Genomic DNA, 26565 nt, shown 5'->3' with positions numbered 1-26565 from the left:
TTTATATATATTATTATTTAATATATACTTGAACATTTAATTTGCCTTTATCTCTTGGAATCAAATTATCCTTAACTGTTTTTCCATCAATAATAACCTCTATGTTATTATTGATATTATTCTTTGCCATATTCGGTATGGTTGGTGCAGCTTGTGCTTCGTTATTAGTTTGATTATTTTGTTCTTTCAATCTCAAGACCTTTATAGTGTAGTCTTCTTTTTCATTTGCAATTCTTATTTCAAATTCATTCCAATCATTTGGTACACAAGGATTTATGCTGTATCCTTTATCTTTAACCCTCTTAAGTCCTAAGATATTTTCTATTCCAACCCTATACATCCATCCTGAAGCTCCTGTATACCAGCTCCAGCCTCCTCTTCCTGAATGAGGTTCTTTTATATAAACATCTGCCGCCATGACATACGGCTCTACTTTATACATCATACATTCTAATTCCGTCTTAGCATGATTAATTGGATTTATCATATTATAGTACTCTAGGGCTTTGTCTCCAAGATTAAGTTTAGTTAAAGCTAAGATTACCCAAACTGCTGCATGAGTATACTGTCCTCCATTTTCTCTTACTCCAGGTACATAGCCTTTTATATATCCTGGTTCTAGCTTAGAGTTATCAAATGGTGGTGCAAGCAATAGTATCATACCCTTATCTTTTTTAACAAGGTTTCTGTCTACTGCCTCCATAGCTTCAACTGCACGTTCTTTTTGGGCAGCTCCCGAGATTATAGCCCAGCTTTGAGATAAAGAGTCTATTTGACATTCTGGATTTTCTCTTGAACCTAGTGGTGTACCATCATCAAAGTATGCTCTTCTATACCAGCCGCCGTCCCAGGCATTCTTTTCTAGATTTTCTCTTATGAATTCTTTTCTTTCTTCATAATGATTTTTTGTTGTTTGGTCCTTTTGCTTTTCTGCTATTTCAATAAAGCTTTCTAGAATTGAATATAAGAACCATCCAAGCCATACGCTTTCTCCTTTTCCTTCGTTACCGACAGTGCTCATACCGTCGTTCCAATCTCCACTACCCATTAAAGGAATATTGTGAATACCAAATTTCAAGCCTCTTTCTATAGCTTTTAAACAATGTTCATATATAGTTCCTTGTTTTGAAGATTGATTTACTATTGTATATCTTTCATCTTCGCCTTCTCTTAATGGTTCGTCTTCAAGATAAGGAGCTGTTGCATTTAGAATCTCATAATCTCCAGTAGCATTAATATATTCAGCAGTTACATAAGGTAACCATAATAAATCATCACTGAATCTAGTTCTTATACCTGAATTTACAACTGGATGCCACCAATGTTGTACATCCCCTTCTACATATTGTCTTGATGCACTTCTCAATATTTGAGCTTTTGGTATCTCAGGATCTGCTACACCAAGAGACATTGAATCTTGAAGCTGATCTCTAAATCCATAAGCGCCTCCACTCTGATAAAATGCACTTCTGCTTAAATATCTACAACTTAAGGTTTGATATAACAACCATCCATTTAATAGATAATCTAATGATTTATCCGGTGTCTTAACTTGTATATTTCCGAGGAAATGTTTCCAATATTGTTTTACATTATCAAATTCTTTTTGAACATTTTCAAAATTACTGTATTTATCTACTACATTCTCTATTTTTTCTCTTTCTTCCTGTCCAAATAGTATAATTAGTTCTTTCTTCTCACCTTTTTTTAATTTAATTTTAGTAGCAGCTGCTAAGCAAGGATCATAAACCCCTCCATTATTATTACTTAAACTACTATGTTTTAATGCCTCTGGGCTAGAAGCTTCCCCACCAATACCTATAAATTCTTTATTATCCCCGGTAAAACTTATATTTTCTCCACCTAAGATAGTTAAGTAAGCATTCAACCTACCAAAATACTCACTATAAGGGTTATGAGCTCCTATAAACTTATTATCACTAAATGAATTTATCTTCGAATTAATGCTCTTATTGTTTAATGATAGCTTATCTTTAGATGTTTCTCCGCTTATATATGTGGATATATATCTTGAGCTCTCATATTCATAAACACCTAATACAAGTTTTGCATAATAGAATAATGAAATATCTCTATCTTCATCACTTAAGTTTTCTAAAGTAACTCTCTGAATTTTTAATTTTTCATCTTTAGGTGCAAATATCTCAAGTTTTCCTTTTATATTATAAGCAGTATGCCTGTATTCAGAATAACCAAAGCTATGCTTTATTAAATAATCTCCACTATCCCTAACAGGTTTTGGTGTTATTGAAAAATAATCTTTGCTGATGTTATCTTTAATATAAAGTGCCTCACTCATAGGATCTCTTATGTAATCATTGCTCCAAGGGGTTATTTTATTTTCTCTAGAGTTTCCACACCAAGTATATCCTGAACCTACTTCTGATATATGAAATCCAAAGTCTTCATTAGAAATAACGTTAATCCACGGTGCTGGAGTATTTTTATAATTAGATAACTTAATTACGTAACTATTATCTACCTTATTAAAACCACCATATCCATTGAAGAAATCTAAGTTATCCACATTAAAGTTTTCATCCATATTGCTATCTTGTTCTTTATTGGATGGATTAAATTTTTCAGATATATCTAAATCTAAGTCAACTAAGCTAGAAATTTCTGAATTATAAATTAACTCTCTTTCTTTTTTACTGTGATTATATTTCTTCTCTGCATCTTTATTATCAGCTTGTTCTTCAGATTGACTTATATTTTTAAGTAAATCATCATCATTTATTACTTCTTCATCATGATCATAAAATTTATAAGGTATATCAATAGAATCTGTGGATTGATCTTTGCTAACAAATTGATCCTCTTCTCCTGGTTCTTCATCCTCTTTGAACATATCTTTAAACCTTGAACTATTTCTTAATGCTATATGTGAATTTAATCCTTCTTCATCTAAATCAATATATGAATTTAATTTTTTCTCAGAATAAACATATGAGCTCAAACTATTATTTTTATCAACATATAATCTTGAAATACCTATTAATAATTTAACAATTTCAAGATTCATGGTCGCTTTATTATGAATAAAGATTCCACCTGGCTTATTTAGTGAGTTGCTTTCATTAGAAGCTCTTACAGCATCCATTATATTCTTTTGTAGTGGCTCATCATAAGAGACTTCCTCATCATTATATATAATTAAATCTAATTTAACGCCTTTAAGCTTTAAGTAATGATGAAATTTAATCATATTATATGCCAAATTAATTTCTTTTTCATTTTCAATAACAAGCATAATGATAGGTAAATCCCCTGAAATTCCATAAGACCACAAATCTTTTTGATGCTTTGAAATATTCTTTATATATTCCTCTCTATTCCTTCTATTGCTGCTTAAGAAGAATATTGAACTTGCAGCACTTTGAAATGTATTAGCAATAGCGCTTCTTATCCCTACATTTTTAAGTTCGAGCTGTGTACTTATGCTATAATTTCTAAATATCCTGCCAAGCTTGCTGTTATCATCATTTTCTCTACATATTTCTAAAGCCTGTTCTTTCGAATCACACATTCCTGTTATGTAGTATATTTCTCTTTTTGAATCTGGTTCTAGCCTTATCCTTGTTCTTATACTCATTATCGGATCTAGAACAGTTCCTACTGTATTGTCTAGAGCCTTATCATTATCCATAGCTAATGGATTCTTTAAATCTCTATTTCTGCCTATAAAATTAATTCTAGAGGTTTCATAAGTAATATTTCCTTCTAATTCACCATCAACAACAGCTTTATGGAATATATAAGGAACTTTTGCATTTTTAACTCTTCCTCTTCTGCTGCCTATTAATATATCTTCTTTTTCATCATATTCAGTTTGAACGAACAAATTAGAAAAAGTAGGGTGAACTGCATCAGCACTAAAAGCAGCTAGAGTTATTTCCATATAACTTGTTACTTCAACACTTCTGCCTTTATCCCCTAAATTCTTTAGAGTCAGCTTTCTAACTTCAAAATTATCCTGTGAAGAAATTACAACTTCCATTTTAGTTTCAACATTACCATCTCTTCTAGTAAATTTAGCTTTATCTAAGTTGAATTCTACTTGATACTTATCTCCTGTGCTTTTACACGGCTCAAAAGTTGAACTCCAATAATCATTAGAATTAAGATTTTTTATATAAAAGAACATTCCACTATCATCACTTGTAGAACTTCCCTTCCATCTATAGAGCGTAGTATCATTCATCTTAGAATATCCGCTTCCATTTACTGTAATCATAGATGAGTAACTGCCGTTAGATAGTAATAACAGCTGTGGATTATCTTGTTTAACATCTTCAAATATTCTTGGAATTAATGTTTCTCCTTCAAATGTTCTGCTCTTTATAGAAAAATCTTCATTTCTTTCAAAGACTACATTCTGTGGTATTTTCTCCTTTAGCAAAAGTTCTGTTGCTTTAACTTCAGGCAATTCATGAAATCTATTAACTAAAATATTATTTAATAGCACATTATCTAAAGCCATAAGTGACATTCCTAAGTGGTGAACCATGTAATTTCTTACCATGTTAGGCTTCTGTGGATAACTCTTACTTGCAGAATTACTATTATTAGCGCTATTTATGTACGTTTCCTCATTATTCTCAGAGTTATCCACAATTTCAACATCATCCACATTATACTTGTTAGCGAAATATCTATTTTTATTCCTTGTGTTATCCACGCTTTTTTTAGAGTTATCCACAAAATCATCGTAATTATCCACATTTTGTGTATAAGTTTTCTCAGTTGTTGAAAAATTACTTTCATTATATCCATTTTCATATATCTCTGTTTCATCTGTAGTTCCATTTTTCGGCAGCTTCATTATATATCTGTCACGTCTCGCCTTGGTATAATCGACAGATTCAATAAATCCATACCTTCCTATTGCTCCTAATTCTTCAAGCCTTTTTAGATTCTTTATACCTGTATTCTTAGCAAATTGAAGTGTCATTAACGTTGAATACGGTGATATTACAAGATCATTTTCAAGTCCTCTTTTAAGTCCAAGGCCTGGTACACCAAATGCTTTATATTGATAATTTTCCGATGCATCAAATTCATAAAAAGCAGATTCTGATATTCCCCAAGGAGTTTTCTTCTGCTTAGCAAAAGCCATTTGTGCTTTTATAACAGACTTATAAGTTTGACTTAATAGGGTTTTAGGATAATTTCTCATCATTAGCGCCGGCATAAAGTACTCAAACATAGTTCCACTCCAAGATACTAGTGAATGAGTACGGAATGCATTAGTCATTGCCCTTCCCAGTTTAAACCAGTGAGAAGATGGTACATCATTTTTAGCAATTGAAACAAAGGATGCTATCCTTGATTCTGATGCTAGTAAATCATAGTAAGACTCCCCAAGGGATTTTTCTTCTACATTATATCCGATTGAAAATAATCCTCTATTCTTATCATAAAGAAAATTAAAATCCATCTCTTCTGAAATTGAATTAATTTCATTAATTATATTATCTATTTTACCTAGATAGGTTTTAAACTCTTTGATTTTTTGTCCTAAAGTATTTTCGAAATTATCCCCATTTTTTCTTTTGTAATCTTCACACTTGTGGATTATTTCTTTTAAATTAGGGACCCCTTCAAAAAATTCCGCACTATATAACTTATCTATGCCACCAAAAACGAAATTATAATAATTAATCTTTTTCTTAATTTCATTTACAAGCTTATCAACCCAATATTTGGTCTCTGGATTATTTAAGTCTATTAAATTATTATTTACTGAATTATTATCCTTCAACTCAGATAATTCTAACAACTTACCTATTTGTTCATTATCTTTTAATGACTCAAATTTAAATAATACTTCATTTAAAACTTTTAAATATTCTCCAATACCAATATGCGAAGAGTATTTAAGTCTAACCGCAGGATCTTCATCTTCAATTATTTTATAAATATCATTAAGCGATATGACCTCTTTTGTTCTTATTACCTTGCTAGTTTTAAGTTCCTCCATAGCCTGTTTCAATATCCATAAATTCCCCAAAAGATTTCCACTATCGACAGCTGATACATATCTAGGCCAGAGAGGTTCCTTGGTTCTTGTATCATACCAATTTAAAAAATGACCATTCACTTTTTCTAAGGTCTTCATATTATTTAATATAAGCTCACTTCTATCTATAAATTCTGTCATTGTTATATAACCCAAGTCATATGCAACAATACTTGAAGTTATCCCCATTCCTATATTAGTTGGAGAAGTTCTATATGCAACTCCTTTAAAAGGCTTTTCTTGATAATTATCTGGAGCTAGATAATTATTTTCTTCATTAACAAAATCTTCGTAATAAGCATATATACGTCTAGATATCTTTCTTAAATAATTCTTTTCTTCATTTTTCAAAGTAATCTGGTTACCTTCTGGAAGCTTTATACTTATACAGTAAGCCATATAAGGACTTACTATCCAAAGTGCGGCCACTACTAAATTATAAGTGATAACCCCAATATTGCTATAAAAAGACAAAAAAAGTACTAGAATCCCCATTATTGGAGAAATCCACATTCTTTTTAGATAAGCCCTAAAGTCATTTTTAGAGTTCTTTTCTACTGATTCAGCTGATTGCCATTCCAAAAGATTTCTTTTAGAAAAAATTACTCTAAATAAAGTGATAGCTATAGCATCAAGCATTAAAAAAGCTTGATAAGGTATAAAACTTATTATCAATACTATTTGTTCAAAATTCTTAAATGTTCCCATTAATCTATTTTTAGGTGTTACAACAAAATCTGTAACCGTAAATACTAATGGAATTACTAGAGCTAAAAATGCAAGAAGTGCAATTTGATTTCTTCCAGTTAAAATGGTCAATGATAAAATGAGTGCTAAAAGTATATTAGGTGCTAATAAACTTCTTCTTAAATTATCAAATATCTTCCACTTGTATAGCGAACTTAATTTATTACTAAATAGCCACCCAATTAACTGCCAATCTCCCCTAACCCATCTATGTAGTCTTTTGCAGCTTGACTCGTAAAATCCTGGATATCCATCAATAAATTCCACATCAGTTAGTAAACCGCACCTTGCAAGACCACCCTCAAGAAGGTCATGGCTTAATATTTTATCATCTTCTATTGAAGTATGTAAAACTTTATAAAACTCATCTATGCTAACTATTCCTTTACCAGTAAATGTTCCTTCTCCAAATAAATCTTGATAAGTATCTGAGTAAGCTACTGAATAACCGTCAACTCCTCCTTCACCGCCAAAAATTCTCGAAAAGAAGGTTTGATTTTTAGCTTCCAGGCTTATGCTTACTTTAGGCTGCATTACTCCATAACCTCTAGTAACTCTGCTTCCTTTAATATAAGGAGTATTGAGTACATGACTCATAGCACCTACAAGCTTAAATACACTTTCTTTAGGCATAAAGGTATCTTCATCTAAAGTTACCAGATATTTAACATCATTAAGTACTTTAAAATCTGAACTGAATACATTATATGTATGATCATTACTATTTCTAATAAGAGCCATGAATTCCATGAGCTTTCCACGTTTTCTCTCTTTAGCCATAAATATGTTTTGCTTTTTATTATAAAGTCTTTTTCTACTGAAAAAGAAAAATCTATTAGAACTTTCACCATCTGTGCTGCTATTGACTTCATTTGTAAAATCCTTTGAGTACTTTTCATTTAATGCCCTAGCACATTCAATTCCACATCGAATTATTTCAGCATCACCTTTTTCGGTTTCATACTTACTATCACAAAAATCACTTAGCAATGCAAAATATAAATTTCTATCTTTATTTCCACAGTAGGCCACTTCTAGTTTCTTCATAAGATCTTTTACTTTTTCTTTAGAATTCACTATGGCTGGAATTACAACTACTGTTTTTTGCTTACTAGGAAGCCCCTGACTAAAATTTAATTTAGGAACCACTTTAATATCCACAACTTTACTTACGGTATAGTTAGTCAAACCTATTATAATTTCGTTTATAGGAATTAGCATAACTAAGAATGAAATTATGTATTGAGCTCTAGTATATCGCACGCCTAATAAACTTCCAACAAACAAAATAAGAAAACTTAACAATAGTGTTCCAAATATATTTAAGGCTACATATGTATTTTCAGAGATTGTAGATTTTATATTTACACCGTATTCTTTTAACTTATTTATACCATTATCTATTAGGTAATATCCTATATGACACTTAAATCTTTCTTCCTTATTATTTTTACAGTTTTGTGCAATGCTCAGAATATTGTTTGCTAGGCCAATTTCGTTAATTCCACTGGTCTTAGCCAACTCCTCAAGTTTATGCCTATAATAATCCTTAGTTGCAAAATCCATACTATTATATACATCCTCAGGATCCTTTTTTAATATCTGTTCAACTAAAGATGTGCTTTCAAAAAATTTACGCCAGCTTATTCCCTCAATTTTTCTTATTGAAGTTATATAATCTCCTATATTCCGTTCTAGGACTTCTTCCCTTAAATCACTTTTGATTTTATTATTATCTAAATCTATTTTCCATTTCGTCTCTATTAGATTATTTACTCTTTCATCATCTATTGAATTGTCTCTTAAAACACTAAAGAACTCCCTCAAAAACAAATCACTAACATTTCCACATTCAGCAACTATATCGTCAATTACATTGTCATATTCATTATTATTAATAGCATCTATAATATTTTCAGCTACATCTTTTCCTTTTATGATTTCTTTTTGAATACTAACGAGTTCTTCTGTATATTTAGATAAATTTATTATGATTGATATTTTAAGCATTAACGGAAATGCCCATAATTCGCCCATAGTAAACGCGGCTTCCTTATTATCTGAATTTAACTCATTTCCCTGAAGCCCGTTTATATAAGATATCAACTTATCGCAATTTATTGTATTCTTATCATTTATATAATCCTTAGCTATCGCAAATATACGCGGAACCTGCTCTTCATCATCATTTCTTTCATTATCGAATCTATTATAATTACTTTCACCTACAGAAGATAGTCCTTTAAAATAATCTATAGGCATCTCAACTTTTATTGCTTTATACTCTTTTTCAATTAAATATATATTATCAAGAAGCCATTCAGACGCTCCAAGTACTTTGTAACCATCTTTAGATAACTTACTAAAATACTTAAAGTTATCATGGATGCAAGAAAATCCCTCTGCAAGCTCTTTTAAAACATTCTTTCTTACTCCATAAGAATTATTTCCTTTCAAGTAAAAAACTCCCTTCTCCATACAACATAAAAAACAATTGCTCAATAGAGATATTTTTACCAAAACTTTAAAAACTATTCTATTAATATAAAAATACTTGCTATCTTATAATACTTTAAGTTTACTGATAGATAACCGAAAGAGACTATATGTGTTTGCTTCGGTTCTTTGAATATTTTGCTGGGTGATTCTAAGAATCACAACCAGCCAAATCTTCTAATGAACACTGCGCAAAAACATATAGTCTCTTTCTAGATTAGCAGTAAACTTCAAGTGATGTATATTCTAGCAATATTTTTATATTTGAGTTGTTCGAATACCATACAGACAATTTCAAGAAACTTAACAATTTTATAAAACCTAAAATAAAAAGGTAAATCCATGTCTTACTAAATTTCAACTATCATTACTAGTTTTAAATAATATTCATATTTTGATATATATTTAATCAGAAAGAGAATATACTCTTTTACGCAGTGTTGCATTTAAAATAAAACTACAAGTATTTCTTCAGTAAGAGTTGTTCCATTCCTGCTTGTTATTAGCTTGCCTAAGGAACAAGCAGGAATAGTGCAACTTTTGTACTGTTAGAAATCCGTAGTTATATTTTCTGGCAATCGAGTAACAGAGTATATTCTCTTTCGGTAAGTTATTATTCAAATTCAAGAATAGATTTAGTTAAAGAATTCAGTAAATGCTTTAATTGTATATTCATTATCCTTTACAGTCGCTAATTCTCTTATTGAATGCATACTTAATAATGGGGCACCCATATCTATTACTGGTATATTCAACTTTGATGCTGTAATAGGACCAATAGTTGTTCCTCCCCTTAAATCAGATCTATTTACAAACACTTGACATGGAACTTCAGCTTTTTCACAGATTCCTTTAAAGACTGCACTTGCATAACTATCTGTTGAATAACTTCCTCCTGCTGCTATTTTAAGAACAGGACCCATTCCTAACATCGGTTTATTTGTAGGATCACATTTTTCTGTATAATTTGGGTGTATTGCATGGGCTAAATCTGCTGAAATCATTATTGAATTACTTAATGCTCTTTTAAAATCTTCTCTATCTTTTTCAAGGCCTAAAGTTATTCTCTCTAAAATATTTTCTAAAATTGATGAATTGGCACCTTGAGATGTTAAACTTCCTATTTCCTCGTTATCTAAAGCTACTAACACTTTAGTTGCTTTAATTTGATTGCTGCTTATTAAAGCTTTTAATCCTGCAAATACCATCCATAAGTCATCCAGTCTTCCGCATGATATAAATTCATCATTTAGACCAATTAGCATACCTTCTGCATACTCGTACAAAAATAAATCAAAGTCTAATATATCGCTCGAATCTACCTTTAAAGTTTCTGCTATTAAGTTAATTAAATAATTATCCTTTTCTAACTTATCTTCAACTAATGCAAGCATTGGTAAGGTGTCTTTTTGCTTATTATATTCATATCCCTCATTTACGCTTCTATTCATATGTATTGCTAAATTAGGAATAATTAAAATTGGCTTGTTTACATCTAATAATTCGACCTTTGGATTGAATGGATTTTCCCCCTTTAAGGTTACTCTTCCCGCTATGCTTAAAGGTCTGTCAAACCAAGTACTTAGTATTGGACCACCATAGACCTCAGTATTTAACTTAACGTAATGTCCTTCAACCTTCATTTCTGGATTTGGCTTTATTCTAAATCCAGGCGAGTCAGTATGTGCTCCTATTAATCTGAATCCATCTTTTTCAATATCACCATTTCCTATTTCAAAGGCAATTAATGCAGAGTCGTTTTTTATAATATAGTGTTTTCCACCCTTCTTTAACTCCCATTTATCTTCTTCTTTAATCTCTGTATAACCTTGCTTATCTAAGATATCTTTAATTTCATAAGTACTTTGAAAAGCAGTCTTACCCTTATTTATAAAATCTAATAATTCTTGCGCGTTATTCATATAGTTATTATCTCTCCCTACATAAATTAAATTTTTCATATAAAATATTAAACAATATTGAATTCACTTTTAATATTATATACCTTTTTAGAAAATAATGCATACTTTCTATGTTTGCTTCTCTAGAAAATTTTATATTATTTTAATTAAGCTAATGATTACATACTAAATGCCATAACTACCTTTTCGCCTTCACCTAAAGGTATATCTCCTGAATGAAATTCCACTATTTCTTCCTCATCTTGATTGAAATTAATCTCATTGACATTACCTTTATCCTTAGATTTTCCTCTGCTTTTATTCTTCTTCTTTCTCTTTTGTAAGGATGTTGGAATGCTTGAATGTACATTATTTTCATTGATGTTTTTATTATTTAGAGTATTCATGTTAATGTTTATAATTTCATTATCACTGATTTTCTCAGTTCTTATCATATTATCATTATTTATGTGTGCTTCATTCAGCATACTATTTGTAACTATAAACTCAGAATTTATGCCAACAGGATTTTCTCTATATTCATTAAAGTTATTACTATTATTCTCATCATCGTCATTATTTATTGCTTCTCTAGAAATTACTATATTCTTTTCTTCGATTTCAGAAGTTTTATTCTTAATAATTTCATCAATACTTTTATACTTACTAGTCTTTGAATCAATGATCATTAGATTTTCTTTAAGATTCTCTTCATTCTCATCAGAGCCCTTTTCTTTTTCCACAATATCTTTTTCTTTAACTTTCTCATTTACTTTAATATTTTGATGTTTTGCAAAGTTTTTTACTTTATAAATATTATCTTCAGTAAATTCAAGCATTTCTAAGTCTATTAATACTTCTAAAACTAATTTTACTTGTATAGCCTCTCTATTAAATTCTATAGCTAAAGTCTCTAGTGTATATGGAATATTTCTAGATAAAAATAACTCCCCTTTTAAATTTACCTTTCCAGCTAAAGCAATAAGCCTAATCCAAATATAGTGAATAAGATCCCTTTCATTCATTTTATCTATTATTTTAGATTTAGTATCTTCATACATATCAACTCTTAATTTAACAATTTTTCTTTCTTTCATTTTTCAACACACTCCCATACAAATTAATATTCTATATAGGATATATGATTTAAATTTAATATTTACATAGTTTTTCTAAAACTTTTTATATTTTTAAAGAAATATTTTATTCGTTCTTATTTTAAAGTGTGAATACATCTAAATTTTAGTTCAGATACAATATACAAAATATTTTAGTTCAAAAAAGAACGCTTAATTTTATAACATCAAAGCGTCCTTTTTTAATAAATATTAATTCTATTGTTCTAAAACATAATTTTCAACTTATTTATCTATGCAATAAATCTATATAAGCTCATTTTTAGAAAGTTGTTCTTTTAATATTTCTAAATTCTTACCTTCCATAGGGAATAATGGCATTCTAAGCGGTCCAACATTATATCCCATAAGCCCCAACGCTGTTTTTACTGGAATTGGATTCACTTCTATAAATAATGTGTTAATAAGATCTAAGTATTTTGTTTGAAGTTCACAGCTTTCTTCAACTTTACCTTCAACATATAAGCTACAAATATCATGAGCTTCCTTAGGCATAATATTTGATAAAACTGAAATAACACCTTTTCCTCCAAGAGATAATATAGGAAGTATTTGGTCATCATTTCCTGAATAAATATTAAGTTCATCGCCGCAAAGAGCTTTTATTTTTGCAATAGCTGAAAGATCTCCACTTGCTTCTTTTGTAGCAACTATGCGCGGATGCTTAGCTAATTCAGCATATGTTTCAGGTGATATATTAACTCCTGTTCTTGATGGTACATTATATAAAATAATCGGAATATTAACTCTGTCTGCAATATAATTATAGTGTTTGATTAAACCACTCTGAGTAGCTTTGTTATAGTATGGTGTAACTAGTAAAAGTGCATCAGCACCAACATTCTCAGCATACTTTGATAATTCTACTGCATAAATAGTATCATTAGAACCTGTACCTGCAATAACAGGAACTCTTTTATTTACATACTCAACTGTAAATTTAATAACTTCCTTATGCTCTTCATCAGTCATAGTTGAAGATTCACCTGTAGTTCCTGCAATTACGATTGCATCACTTCCATTCTCTATATTAAAGTCAATTAACTTTTTTAATTCAGAGAAATTTATTCCATCTTCTGTAAAAGGTGTAACAATTGCGACTGCCGCACCAGTAAATATAATATCCTTCATAAAACTGCCCCCTTGAATATTTTCTATATAATTATAACACAGTCAGCTAAGACTATAAACTTAGAATATACATAAAATGAATAAAATATATATTAATAAACTCCAGAAATACTCTATTACATAAAAAAATGCTCCTACTCTAAAGTTTTTTCAACATATAATTACAATATCAAAATTATTAAATATGCATTTATATATAATAAATATACATACTTCATCAAAATTAAAATATTAAATGAATATAGAAATATAGTACAGCATAAAATAGATTCACGTAACTTGTTATTTTTTCTAATATGCCTTAATATAATGATTATATTCCTTTTTGGTAATTATTGATATAGAAGATTGGAGTGTCTTAAATGTTTTTTAATTTTATTGTTCACAGATTTATAAAGGATAATTCTAACGTTAAAGATGATAAAGTTAGAAATGCCTATGGTGTAATTGGAGGAATAGTTGGAATATTACTAAATGTAATTTTATTTATTATAAAACTTTCTGTTGGAATGATTGTTTCAAGTATAGCTATTATGGCTGATGCTTTTAATAACCTTTCTGATGCCGCCTCTTCTTTAATTACTATTTTAGGTTTTAAACTTTCAAATAAACCAGCAGATAGAGAGCATCCCTTCGGTCATGGAAGAATTGAGTATCTTTCTGCTCTAATTGTCGCTTTCATGGTAATGTTAGTTGGAATTCAATTTATTAAATCATCCTTCGAAAGAATTGTAAATCCAACTCCTGTTACTTTTGAACTGGTTCCTTTTTTATTACTTTTTGTATCAATCTTTTTTAAAGTTTGGCTTTCAAGGTTCAATAAGTTTATGGGTGAAAAAATTAATTCTGCTGCATTAAAAGCATCATCTACAGATGCCTTAGGTGATGTATTTACTTCCACTTGTGTTGTGATATCATTTTTAGCAGCTAAATTCACTACCTTTCCAATTGACGCTTATATCGGAATGATTGTAGCACTATTTATAGTTTACTCTGGTTTTAATCTAGTCAGAGATACTATAAACCCTCTTTTAGGTGAGGCACCAGATGATGAACTCGTTAATTCTATTACAGAAATGGTAACCTCTTATGATAACATACTTGGTACGCATGATCTAATTATTCACAATTATGGCCCAGGTAAATGCATGGCGTCAATTCATGCTGAAATACCAAGTGATATCAGCGTTGTAGCTATTCATGAAATTATAGATAAAGCAGAAAGAGAAATTTCAAAAGCCCTTAGAATCTATTTAGTAATACATATTGATCCTATATGCGTTATTGAAGGCGAAGTTAAATCAGCCTACGACGAAATTCTATCTATAATAAAGAAATATGATTACATCGATTCAATACATGACTTTAGAGTAGTAGGTGAAGGTGAGGTTAAAAATTTAATTTTTGATGTGGTTATAGAACCATCAAAGGTATCCCCTATATCAGATGATGAACTTGCAAAGTTAATATCTGATGGCGTAAAAAAATATCATCCATCCTATAACTGCGTAATTACTGTAGATAAGCATTACACTTAAAGTGAAGTGATAAACAACCGAAATAGAATAGGCATGTGAAAATAAGCTGAAAAAACACTTAATGGCAGGTTGTTCCGTTTTTTGCTTGTCCTGATAAAATCAGGAGCAAGCAGAAGCGGGTGCATCCTGCCATTTAGTGTTTTCCATCGAAATTTTCACTAGTCCTATGGAATAAACATGTATCCAATTTCGGTTGATATATGAATAATTCTAAAGTATCTATAGAACCTTAGATAAAAAGTCTATTGTACGTGGGTTTTTTGGATTTTTGAATACTTCGTCTGGTGTTCCTTGTTCTACGATTTTTCCACCATCCATAAATAGTATTCTATCTCCAACTTCTCTTGCAAAGCCCATTTCGTGAGTTACAACGACCATCGTCATTCCTTCTTTTGCAAGATCTTTCATAACAGTTAAAACTTCTCCAACCATTTCAGGGTCTAATGCCGATGTTGGCTCATCAAATAACATAACATCTGGCTGCATAGCTAATGCTCTAGCTATCGCAATTCTTTGCTTTTGTCCACCTGATAACGAAGCTGGATAAGCATCTATTTTATCTACTAATCCTACTTTTTCTAATAAAGATACTGTAATCTTCTTAGCTTCATCTTTTGACATTCCTTTTACTTTCATAGGAGCTAAGCATATATTTTCACATACAGTTTTATGAGGAAATAAATTAAAATGTTGGAATACCATCCCCATTTTTTCTCTCATTTTATCTATATTAGTTGCTTTTGATGTTATATCTTTACCTTCAAAAGTAATTTGTCCTGATGTAGGAGTTTCTAATAAATTAAGGCATCTTAGAAATGTACTCTTTCCTGAACCAGATGGTCCAATTACAACAACAACTTCACCTTTCTTTAAATGCTCATCTATTCCTCTTAAAACTTCATTCTTTCCGAAACTTTTATGTAAATCTTTAACGTATATCACTTGCTTTAAGCCTCCTCTCAACATAACCCAATCCTCTTGTCAAAGTGAAAGTTAAAATAAAGTAAATTACTGCCGCAACTATTACTGGTTCTAAACCTAAAGCTGTATTTCCTCTTACTATGCCGGCATTATACATAAGCTCTGCAACTCCAATTACAGAAACCATTGAAGATTCTTTTATAACTGAAATAAACTCATTACCAAGGGCAGGTAAGATATTCTTAAATGCTTGAGGTATTACAACATGAAACATTGCTAAACTTTGATTCATTCCTAGACTTCTAGCAGCTTCCATTTGACCCTTATCAACTGCTTCAATACCGGCTCTTATTATCTCAGATATATAGGCTGCTGAATTTAATGATAAGGCCACTGCACCTACAGTCATGTCAGGCATGTCTATACCAATTAACTTAGGCAAACCTATATATATTATATATATTTGAACCAGAAGCGGAGTACCTCTTACAAATTCTACATAAGCTGTTGCTATATAACTAATTGGCTTAATTTTTGAACGTCTTAAAAGTGTTAATCCAAGCCCCAAAATTGTCCCAAATAACACTGCAAAAAATGCTAATACGATTGTTATCTCTGCACCCTTTAAATAATATTCAGAGTATTTTCCCAAAAATGAAAAATTCAATATTTTCCCTCCTAATCCTAAATTCTTTATCAATAATTTTGCTAATAGCGATTATACCAATTTTTAATTATACGTTATGAACTAATTTTTATCAACTGTTGTTAATTTCCAATTATAAGTATTTACTGCTTTAATGTTTACTCAAAAAAATAACAAGTTATTATGTTAGTATATTTTGCATCATACCTTATCTTTATGTCGCACAGCAGTACCATACATAAAACATATCTCATTGTCTAACACAAAATATACGTCACATCTTTAACTCGTTATTTTTTATCATATTACTTTATATTTAATAATACTAATCTACTAACTTATTTGCATCTGTTACAAGTTGTTTAATTTTATCTTCATCCTTTAATTTCTTGATTGTCTTATTAACTTCTGCTAATAATTCTGGTGAATTCTTTTTCATAGCTATTGCTGTTCCGCCGTCTGGATCTTTAACTTCTAAATTCTTTGCGATTGCAATACCTTCATTCTTTTGAACATTTATTTCAGCTACTGGTAATTCAATTAAAACAGCATCTACTTTATTGTTCTTTAGATCTAATATTAAATCAGTAACTTTATCTAATGACTTAATGCTGTCTTTATCAAAGTTTTCTTGAGCTATACGTTCTTGAATTGAACCCTTTTGAACTCCAATTTTCTTTCCTTTTAAATCTTCCATTTTAGTTATTGAAGCTTCGTCTCCTGATCTAAGTACAAATCTATGTGTTGCAGTATAGTATAGATCTGAGAAATCTGCATTTTGTTTTCTTTCATCTGTTGGAGTCATACCTGAGAATACCATGTCTATCTTGTCTGATTGAAGCGCTACAAGTAACCCATCAAAAGCCATGTCCTTTATTTCAAGTTCTACCCCTAAATCTTTTGCAAATTGTTTTGCAATTTCAATATCAAATCCAACTATTTGATCTTTTCCATCTATTTCTTTATGGAATTCATATGGTGGATAATCAGCACTTGTTCCAATCACAAGTTTCCCTTTTGCTTTAATTGCTTCTAATGAATTTTGTTTTTTATCAGCAGCACCACTTCCACATCCAACCATACTTATTGCTATAGTTGTTGCTGCTGCAAATGCCATTATTTTTTTTACTATTCCAGCTTTCATTTATATATACCTCCAATTTTTTTCATTTAAATTTATCCGATAGCTAGCATCCGTAACACTCCCACTTCTTTAAGTGGGAGATAACGGCTGCACGCTCCTGGATGAGTTCAACTAGGATTCAGATGGGGATCAAACCCCACCCGAATCAAGTTTCACTTGATTCCCTCAATGTCGATAGCATAATTATACACATTATTTTATATTTACTCAATAGAAATATAGTATTTTTTTTAACTTTTATGAATTAATATTAAATTTTTTGTACTCTAAGTATATTTTCCTATATTACACTCACACCCTACATGATAAGTTTTTATATGATAAAATTAAAAACTGTGGCTTATTTACAACATTTATGATCAATGATAATCATAAATGTATTAATTGCTATATTTCTATGTATAAATTAGTATATCTCAATATTTTTTATTTATATATTAATTTATTGCGATATACTTATATTTATGCTGAATATTTTTTCATTTTGCATAAATCCCGATAAAATATTCAGCATTATTCTACAGCAACCGAAATAACAGAGTCTACTCACTTTCGATAAGTTATATCTTAAACCTAATATTCATTGATTTCTATAAGCATTTTACTACAGATAATCGGTGTAATGCTCTAGTGCACATAATATATTTAACTAAAGGCTGAATCCGCTCATTTTCAACTATTATTACTCCGTCAAACTCTAATCCCTTAGCTAAATATGCTGGCATAAGCACTTTTCCGCCCTTATAAAGTATATCGTCATTATCTAAGTTTTGTATGTTGATTTTTTCCTTAATAAGAGGCGCAAATTCACTAAGCTCTTTCTTCCCTTTAAATATTACAGCGACATTTTCATAACCATCTTCCTCATAATCCTCAATTATAGAAATAAGCGTATCTATAAGTTCTTCATTGTTTGAAACTTCTTCCTCAATAACAGGCTCACCTTTTCTGACTAAAGGAACTATTCTATCTTTGTCTAAGAATTTATTTGAATACTGCATTATCTCTTGAGTTGATCTATAACTCTTGTTTAATTCATACTTCTTAATTTCAACGTTAGAATCTTTGAATACTTGATCTAAGTGAAGCATTGCTGGTTCTTCGTTAGTTTCAATTAATCTTTGATTTGAGTCTCCAACTATTGTATAGCTATTGCATCCAGTTATTTCTTTGATTATTTCAAATTGCATAAAGCTATAGTCTTGTGCTTCATCAATTACAATATGCTTTATCTCTTCTTTTGATTTTAATCCTGTTAATTTAACCATCAAATAAAGAATTCCTGCTAAATCCATGTATCCTAAATCATCTTCATAATTTTTATTAATTCCTTCAGTAATCTCATTAACTTTTTCAGCATTTTCTGAAAACGCATTTGGATTAATAATCTTTTTATAAATATCTATAATTGGTTTAACTTTAACCCAAGAATCTAATTCATCACGAGAGTTCATAACAGCTCTTATAATTTTTCTTATTTCCATTTTTCTTAAATATTCTAAATGAGTTTTTTCTATTTCTAAATCTTCTGCTGATAAACTATTTATTTTTTCTTTAAACTCAGCATTTATTTTATATAATTCTTCATCTCTTTTATCCTTAATTTTAGAGGTCAATACTCTCTTAATCTTTTCACTTCTTCTAAATAGAGGCATATCTTTATAATATTTATTAAATAATTCTTCTACCTCTTTGACTGAAACAATTTCCTCATTATTAAATTTAATTGCTTGTATTTTAAAGTATTCCCTATCTAACTTTTCTATATTGGAATTTAATAGTTCAACAAATTCCCTAGAACTCTTATACTTATATTCTGCCAAAGCGTCTTCATTTTCATTCATGGCATCTTCAATATAACTTCCCAAACTTTTAAATTTTTCGTATCTTAACCCTATTTGCTTGATTGCAAAATTTTCAAAAGTAGTTTGTTTTATATTGCTTTCGCCAAGTGAAGGAAGCACTTGAGCTATATAATCCATAAAAATATCGTTAGGTCCAAAAATTAATACTTTGTCTCCAAATTGTTTTCTGAAGTTATAAAGTAGATAAGAAATTCTATGAAGCGCAATCGTAGTTTTTCCTGATCCCGCAACTCCATTTACAACAATTATTTTATTTCTATCTTCTCTTATTATCTCATCCTGTTCTTTTTGTATGGTCATGACTATGTCTTTTAGCTTATCTGATGAATTTTCAGTTAAAACCATTTGCAGTATTTCATCTTTAACATCTATTGCTGAGTCAAATATGCCTTTTAACTGACTTCTTTTTATGATAAGCTGCTTTCTTGATAATATATCAACCTCTATTTCACCTGATGGTGGATTAAAGCTTGCTTTTCCAAGAGTTCCTTTATAAAAAAGTGATGCAATTGGTGCTCTCCAATCTACAATTAGAGGCTCAAAACTGTCCTCTACAGTTAGTCCATATCTACCTATATATATATCCTCTGGAATATTATCATCTTCTTTAAATGTAACCTTTCCAAAGTAAGGTATTTCTTTAAGCTTTGTAAATTCCATAAGTCTCTTATCAATCGTTCTATAAGCTTCTTCTTTAACGTAATTTTCATGATCAAAGTAGTCGATGATTTGATCTTCATCATCTTTATACTCTTCTACATACTTTTTTCTTGCATCAAGAATATAGTTTGTAACATTCTTTCTTTTCTCTAAGTACTTTAAAATTTCATTATTTAATATTTCTAAGATTTCTTTTAGTTTTTCTTCTTCTCTTAAAAAATCTATTTGATTACCCATAATTACGACCTCCAAATATAGTTAACATGAGTCCTCTTGCCAGTAATAAAACATCAAATCAAGAGACTCATTTATTGTTTTTATATAACTTATTCACCTTAATGATTTTTCCTAGATAGTCTATTATAATCCTCTTATAAATTCATTTATTTATAAGAGCTTTTTCATCTATTCACCATCTTAAGGAATATTGATTGAGTAAAAAGGTACAAGACGCGTTCTCCCTTCCCTTGACAAAGTATTAACTAATTATATCCTAAGAATTATAAAATGCACAATGTATAGCTAAAACTTTCTTTAGCCTATATCCCCATTGTGCATTTCTTTAATAATATATCTTAACTTATAATAATATACAATTTTATGGAATATTATTATTTATAAATCTTTGTTTATAGATTATTATTAGATTCGGTATCAGCCATATTGCTTTGGTATTTAGTTTCACTTTTATCCTCAGCTTTAACCTGATTCTCATTCTTTTTATTAGAATCCTCATCTATTTTACTCATATCTTCAGTTTGCCCACCAGATGCAATTTTATTCTCAGATGCGGTCTCATCTTTTTTATTTACTACATCAACTGAAATTTCTGACTTTGTACCAGCTTTATCATCTATAACAACATCTAAAGAATTTTTCTTAGCTCTTCTTTCCGCTAGTTCTTTTACTTTCTTTTCATTCTCTGACTTTTCTTTTTCTCTTTCTTCTTTCATCTCTGGATATTTTTCATATATCATGTCAAGGAATTCTTCTCCAAAGATTGTTTCTTTTTCTAAAAGAACTTCTGAAATCTTATCTAATAAGTCTCTATTTTCTCTCAAGATTTTTCTTGCATTCTGATGAGCAGTTTTTATGATTCTTAATGTTTCCTCATCTAAAAGAGTTGATGTTTCTTCACTACAGTTTCTAACAGCTCTACCATCTAAATATCTATTTTGTATTGATTCTAAAGCCATCATGTCAAATCTTTCACTCATACCGTAGACTGAAACCATACTTCTAGCTTGCCCAGTAGCTCTCTCTATATCATTTGAAGCTCCTGTGGAAACTAAATCAAATACTTCTTCTTCAGCTGATCTACCACCTAACATTACAGTTATTTGATTTATCATATCCTCTCTAGAGGTTAAGTATTTTTCTTCCTCTGGCAGCTGCATAGTATAACCTAATGCTCCCATAGTTCTAGGAACTATTGTTATTTTATGTACTGGATCTGCACCTTTAAGTAAAGCAGCCACAAGTGCATGACCTACTTCATGGAAAGCAACAACTTCTCTTTCCTTTGGTGATAAGATTCTATCTTTCTTTTCTTTTCCAGCAATTATTACCTCAACAGCTTCTCTTAAATCTTCTTGAAGAACAGTTTTTCTTCTTCTTCTTACGGCTCTTAAAGCACCTTCATTAATAATATTTGCAAGGTCAGCTCCAACAGCACCTGGAGTGCTTTTAGCTATCTCAGATAAGTCTACATCAGGACCTAACATTACGTTTTTAGCATGGACATGAAGTATAGCTTCTCTTCCCTTAAAGTCTGGTCTATCAACTATAACTCTTCTGTCAAATCTACCTGGTCTAAGTAATGCTTTATCAAGTATCTCTGGTCTATTTGTAGCTCCAAGTATAACTATACCTTTAGATGAATCAAATCCATCCATTTCAGAAAGTAATTGATTTAAAGTTTGTTCTCTTTCATCATTACTTTGCATTTGATTATCTCTGCTTTTACCAATTGCATCAATTTCATCTATAAATATAATACATGGCGACTTTGCAACTGCATCTTTAAATAATTCTCTTACCCTTGAAGCTCCAACTCCAACAAACATTTCAACAAAGCTTGAACCTGAGAGTGAGAAGAATGGCACTTTAGCTTCTCCTGCTACAGCCTTCGCGATTAACGTTTTTCCTGTTCCTGGAGGTCCTACAAGTAAAACACCTTTAGGTAATTTAGCACCAATCTCTGTGTATTTACCAGGGCCATTTAAGAAATCTATTACTTCTTTTAAAGATTCCTTAGCTTCTTCTTGACCTGCAACGTCATCAAATGTTACTTTTATCTCACTTTCCATATAAACTTTGGCGTTATTCTTACCGATGCCCATGACACCGCCTCCGCCGCCTCCCATTTTAGAAAATAGGAATCTCCACATGAAGAAAATAAGTACCATAGGCAGTATCCAAGTAAGCACAAAATTCATGATAGGAGTTTCTTTAGGATTTTTTCCTGTAAAATCTACTCCAGCCGCATTTAACTTTGTTATTAACGTCTCATCATTTACATTTGCTGTGTATAAAGTCTTTCCTTTATATTCAGTGTTATTTTCACTTGGCGTTATTAATAAATTATCACTAGTTATGGTGACTTTTGAAATTTGTTTTTCATCTAATAATTTTATGAACTCATTATAATTGATTTCCTTTGTCGTAGCTGTATCCCTGGCATAATTGAATGCCATTAAAAATGCAAAAGCTATTAGAAAATAAGTAATTGCTACAGTAATAGAATTCTTATTTTTATTATTCTTTTTGTTATTTCCGTTATTATTATTCTGCATCTAATCACCTTCCCTTAATTTTCATTTAATATTCTTTGTTATTAATAATATTCATAGATTAGATCACTCTTCCCACATATCTTTCATACTTTCATCTATCTGCTTTTTTCGAGTTAATGTGAAATTTTCATCTACTTCAAAATATTCATTTTTATTAATTAAAATATCTCCTTCTTTAAAGCCGCCTTTAATGCTGCTTAGAGATATTTTATGCATATCTCCATTTTCTTTTTCGACTATTGCATAATTACCCTCTACTCTATCTATTATATACTTTTCATCCATTTAACATCCTCTTTTCACTTTATAAATTAATTCCAAGCTTAGGGAATGTGAACCGAGTTTCCTTAATTAAGCACCTAAATAAATTATATTAAGACTCCTAGAAATATCTATTAAGTTAACCTTCCAAAATCTTTAAATGGATAAAATTTAATTCTAGCTTTCCCTTGGATGTTAGATGCATCTATATATGGATTAATCCATCTTCTAGCATCATTTGAACGACTCCTATTATCACCTAAAAAGAAAAATTTATTTTCAGGTACGTCAAATTCGAGTACCTTATTGAGCTTTTCATTATTTTTTACATAATCTTCTTTAATATCCTCCCCATTTATATTAACTATACCATTATGTATTACAATATGATCTCCTGGAAGTCCTATTGCTCTTTTTATAAGTATCTCATCGAGCTCTTCCGAATAAAATACAATGATATCTCCTCTTTGGATTTTACTCGTATCGTAAACTCTAGTTACCATTAACTTATCACCAACATTTAGAGTCGGTACCATTGATTCACTAGGTATATAAACATTATAAACTAAAAACTTATTTATTAATAATGCTATTCCTATGGCTGCTATTATTGGAATTACCCATTCTCTAAAGAAACCGCCTTTTGCTGTAAAAAATACCAGGAACCCTTTTTCCAATGGACTATCATTCTTATTGTTATCTTCGGACTTATCAACATCTGTTGTACTAGCAACATCATCATAACTATTACTAGTATCATTTGAATCCATTGCATTATCATTTTCTTTCATCAATACTCTCCCTTTTATCAAGATTGCTTTATCTAAAATTACATATTAGGTTAATATTATTTACGATTTTATTTTAAATTTTATAACTAATATATTATTTATAGATCTCAAAGTCTTTTATTGGATAATATTTTATTCTAGCCTTTCCTACTATATATGATTCATCTACATACGGATTATTCCAATATCTTGAATCATCAGAGTGTGCTCTATTATCACCTAGAAAAAAGTACTTGTTCTTTGGCACCTCAAAAACTCCATTAGATATATTATTATTTATTACATAGTCTTCTTGAAGCCTTTCGCCATTTCTAAAAACAACACCTTCTTTGATTTCTATCTTATCACCTGGAAGTCCTATTAATCTTTTTATTAATATATCTCCTTTAAATTCATCATTTTTAAATAATACTATATCTCCTTCTTTTAAACTCTCTGGACTATAAACCCTAGTTACAATAAGCCTATCTTTAACTTCCAATGTTGGTATCATGGATCCACTTGTAATCCAAACACCATAACCTACAAAACGATAAACTAAAAATCCTATACAAGCAATAACAGCTATATCGATTATCCATTCCTTTATTATTGACTTTTTTCTAAGTTTTTTGCGCTTCAAATCTTCATCTTCATTATTTTCTGCCACAGTATTGCCTCCATATCATATAATTAATAATAATTATATACTTTCCTATGATTAATATTTCACCTTATCTGTGTTATTAGTAATTTTTATGCTTTATTTTTCAACACCATTTTAGTATACCATAATTTTCTCAATAAAATATTTATAAGTTGTTAACTTTTATACGATTTACTATCATTAATATTTATTTTTACTTTGTCTTACTTTGCCTTATTAAAAAAACACTTTAGTGTCAAGACTCAGTTTTCTTAAATAACTTTGTAATAAAAATATGCACTAATCCAAAAAATTAGTGCATATCTCTTCTATCTATTTATAATCTTGGGAAAGAATATCAATAAAAGCGCATTCATTAAAAGTATGCCTTAAACCAACATTGAATAATAATTCAATGTGGAACCTTTTAAAAATAAGTTTGTAAAAGACTTATTTACTCTATATCATTTTTTAATAGATCTTCATAGGATTCTCTCTTGCAAATTAGCCTTGCTTCATTATCCTTAACCATTACTACTGATGGCTTCGGTATCTTATTGTAATTGCTTGACATTGAATATCCATAGGCACCCGTAGTCATTATTGCTAAAATATCGCCGCTTTCAACTTGTGGAAGTTTAACATTTTCTAATAATATATCTCCTGATTCACAGCACTTCCCTGATATGGTCACAGTTTCTTCTGAAACCTCAGAAACCTTATTAGCAAGAATACATTCATACTCTGCATTATATAGGGCTGGTCGTATATTATCTGTCATTCCTCCATCTACTGATACATACGTTCTAATACCTGGAATCTCTTTGATTGATCCCACAGTATATAATGTAAGTCCTGCATTAGCTACGATACTTCTTCCAGGTTCTATTGTAAGAATTGGTCTTTCTTGACCAGTTCTAGCACAAACTTCATCAACTTTATTAATTATCGTTTTGCAATATTCCTCAGTAGTCTTAGGTTCATCATCCTTAGTATAGTATACACCAAAACCGCCTCCAAAATCTACTTCTTTTATTAAGTAACCAAGGTTGTCTTTGGTGTTTCTTACAAGCTCTAGCATTATTTCCACAGCATCTGCATATGGTTCTAAATCAAAGATTTGGGAACCTATATGACAATGTATTCCTGCAAGATTTATACTTTCCAGACTTATAGCCTTCTTAATAGCATCTTCTATAACTGTACCTACTGGTGCAAATCCAAATTTGGAATCTATTTGTCCAGTTTTTATATACTCATGAGTATGAGCCTCAATTCCTGGAGTTATTCTTAAATAAATATCCTGTACTTTATTATATTCCTTAGCTATATTATTTAGCATTTCCATTTCATAGCAATTATCTACTACAAAATTACCTACACCTAATTTAACACCTAACTGAATTTCATCTAATGTCTTATTATTTCCGTGAAACATTACTTTTTCAAGTGGAAATCCTGCTTTATGAGCTGTGTATAACTCTCCTCCTGAAACAACATCTAAATGCATTTTTTCTTCTTTTAGCAACTTGCACATTTGCAGTGTCAAAAATGCCTTTCCGGCAAACGCTACTCTATTATTGTTTTCTTCGCATTTAAAATGATTTCTATAATCTCTACAATATTCTCTTATCAAATCTTCATCGAATACATATAAAGGACTTCCATATTCTTTTACTAAATCTTTAGAACTAACTCCCCCAATTACTAATTGATTGTCCTGTTCTTTCATTGTTCCAAACAATTTCATTTGCCTAACCCCCAAATTAATTATACTTATTATCAAGTTATTTATCTTTAAATAATCTAGCCGTGATAATAAAGGCATGTATCCTCTATTCATCCTGCGATTAAAAAGCAACAGT

Annotated in this window: 14 protein-coding genes; 1 reads left to right on the top strand and 13 read right to left on the bottom strand. The window is 30.1% G+C overall.

From position 1 onward, the window contains the following. Window positions 1–13: 13 nt before the first annotated feature. The 4 genes from CLCHR_RS02210 to dapA form a co-directional block, all read right to left on the bottom strand. Window positions 14–9247 (bottom strand): glycoside hydrolase family 94 protein, encoded by a 9234-nt coding sequence (locus CLCHR_RS02210; RefSeq protein ID WP_079438050.1) that lies wholly within the window; start codon window positions 9245–9247, stop codon window positions 14–16. 674 nt (window positions 9248–9921) lie between these two features. Continuing rightward, window positions 9922–11208 carry a M18 family aminopeptidase gene (locus CLCHR_RS02205; protein ID WP_079438049.1) on the bottom strand — a complete coding sequence of 429 codons (1287 nt, stop codon included), beginning with the start codon at window positions 11206–11208 and terminating at the stop codon, window positions 9922–9924. Between the two features lie 158 nt (window positions 11209–11366). Continuing rightward, the gene (locus tag CLCHR_RS02200; protein ID WP_079438048.1) at window positions 11367–12284 is read right to left on the bottom strand and encodes a phage replisome organizer N-terminal domain-containing protein; all 918 of its coding nucleotides are present in this window, start codon (window positions 12282–12284) and stop codon (window positions 11367–11369) included. 285 nt (window positions 12285–12569) lie between these two features. Beyond that, window positions 12570–13442, bottom strand: coding sequence for a 4-hydroxy-tetrahydrodipicolinate synthase (dapA, locus tag CLCHR_RS02195; protein ID WP_207652299.1), 873 nt, complete (start codon window positions 13440–13442; stop codon window positions 12570–12572). 374 nt (window positions 13443–13816) lie between these two features. Between dapA and CLCHR_RS02190 the strand changes: the two genes are divergently transcribed. Next, a complete protein-coding gene (locus CLCHR_RS02190; protein WP_079438046.1) occupies window positions 13817–14992 on the top strand; it encodes a cation diffusion facilitator family transporter in 1176 nt (391 codons plus the stop codon). A 219-nt stretch (window positions 14993–15211) separates the two neighbouring features. Here the strand turns inward: CLCHR_RS02190 and CLCHR_RS02185 are convergent, their stop codons facing one another. From CLCHR_RS02185 to lysA, 9 genes are all read right to left on the bottom strand, one after another. Further along, window positions 15212–15934: an amino acid ABC transporter ATP-binding protein gene (locus CLCHR_RS02185; RefSeq protein WP_079438045.1), complete on the bottom strand. Its 723-nt coding sequence runs from the start codon at window positions 15932–15934 to the stop codon at window positions 15212–15214. Then, complete coding sequence (locus CLCHR_RS02180) at window positions 15921–16580, bottom strand: amino acid ABC transporter permease (protein WP_079438044.1); 660 nt, start codon at window positions 16578–16580, stop codon at window positions 15921–15923. Before CLCHR_RS02180 ends, CLCHR_RS02185 begins: the two co-directional genes overlap by 14 nt. Before the next feature lie 304 nt (window positions 16581–16884). Next, entirely contained in the window at window positions 16885–17703 is an 819-nt protein-coding gene (locus CLCHR_RS02175; protein ID WP_079438043.1) for an ABC transporter substrate-binding protein, read from the bottom strand. 590 nt (window positions 17704–18293) lie between these two features. Continuing rightward, complete coding sequence (gene helD, locus CLCHR_RS02170; RefSeq protein ID WP_079438042.1) at window positions 18294–20465, bottom strand: RNA polymerase recycling motor HelD; 2172 nt, start codon at window positions 20463–20465, stop codon at window positions 18294–18296. A gap of 392 nt (window positions 20466–20857) precedes the next feature. Further along, window positions 20858–23023, bottom strand: coding sequence for an ATP-dependent zinc metalloprotease FtsH (ftsH, locus tag CLCHR_RS02165; RefSeq protein ID WP_079438041.1), 2166 nt, complete (start codon window positions 23021–23023; stop codon window positions 20858–20860). Between the two features lie 63 nt (window positions 23024–23086). Next, window positions 23087–23308 carry a DUF3006 domain-containing protein gene (locus CLCHR_RS02160; RefSeq protein WP_079438040.1) on the bottom strand — a complete coding sequence of 74 codons (222 nt, stop codon included), beginning with the start codon at window positions 23306–23308 and terminating at the stop codon, window positions 23087–23089. Window positions 23309–23418: 110 nt separating this feature from the next. Further along, window positions 23419–24075 carry a signal peptidase I gene (lepB, locus tag CLCHR_RS02155; RefSeq protein ID WP_079438039.1) on the bottom strand — a complete coding sequence of 219 codons (657 nt, stop codon included), beginning with the start codon at window positions 24073–24075 and terminating at the stop codon, window positions 23419–23421. A 94-nt stretch (window positions 24076–24169) separates the two neighbouring features. Next, complete coding sequence (gene lepB / locus CLCHR_RS02150) at window positions 24170–24724, bottom strand: signal peptidase I (protein WP_079438036.1); 555 nt, start codon at window positions 24722–24724, stop codon at window positions 24170–24172. Window positions 24725–25154: 430 nt separating this feature from the next. Then, window positions 25155–26450, bottom strand: coding sequence for a diaminopimelate decarboxylase (gene lysA / locus CLCHR_RS02145; RefSeq protein ID WP_079438034.1), 1296 nt, complete (start codon window positions 26448–26450; stop codon window positions 25155–25157). Window positions 26451–26565: the final 115 nt, after the last annotated feature.

The organism is Clostridium chromiireducens, from assembly GCF_002029255.1.
Classification (GTDB): domain Bacteria; phylum Bacillota; class Clostridia; order Clostridiales; family Clostridiaceae; genus Clostridium; species Clostridium chromiireducens.
The sequence above is the reverse complement of the archived record's forward strand: the minus strand, read 5'-3'. Positions and strand labels throughout refer to the sequence as shown.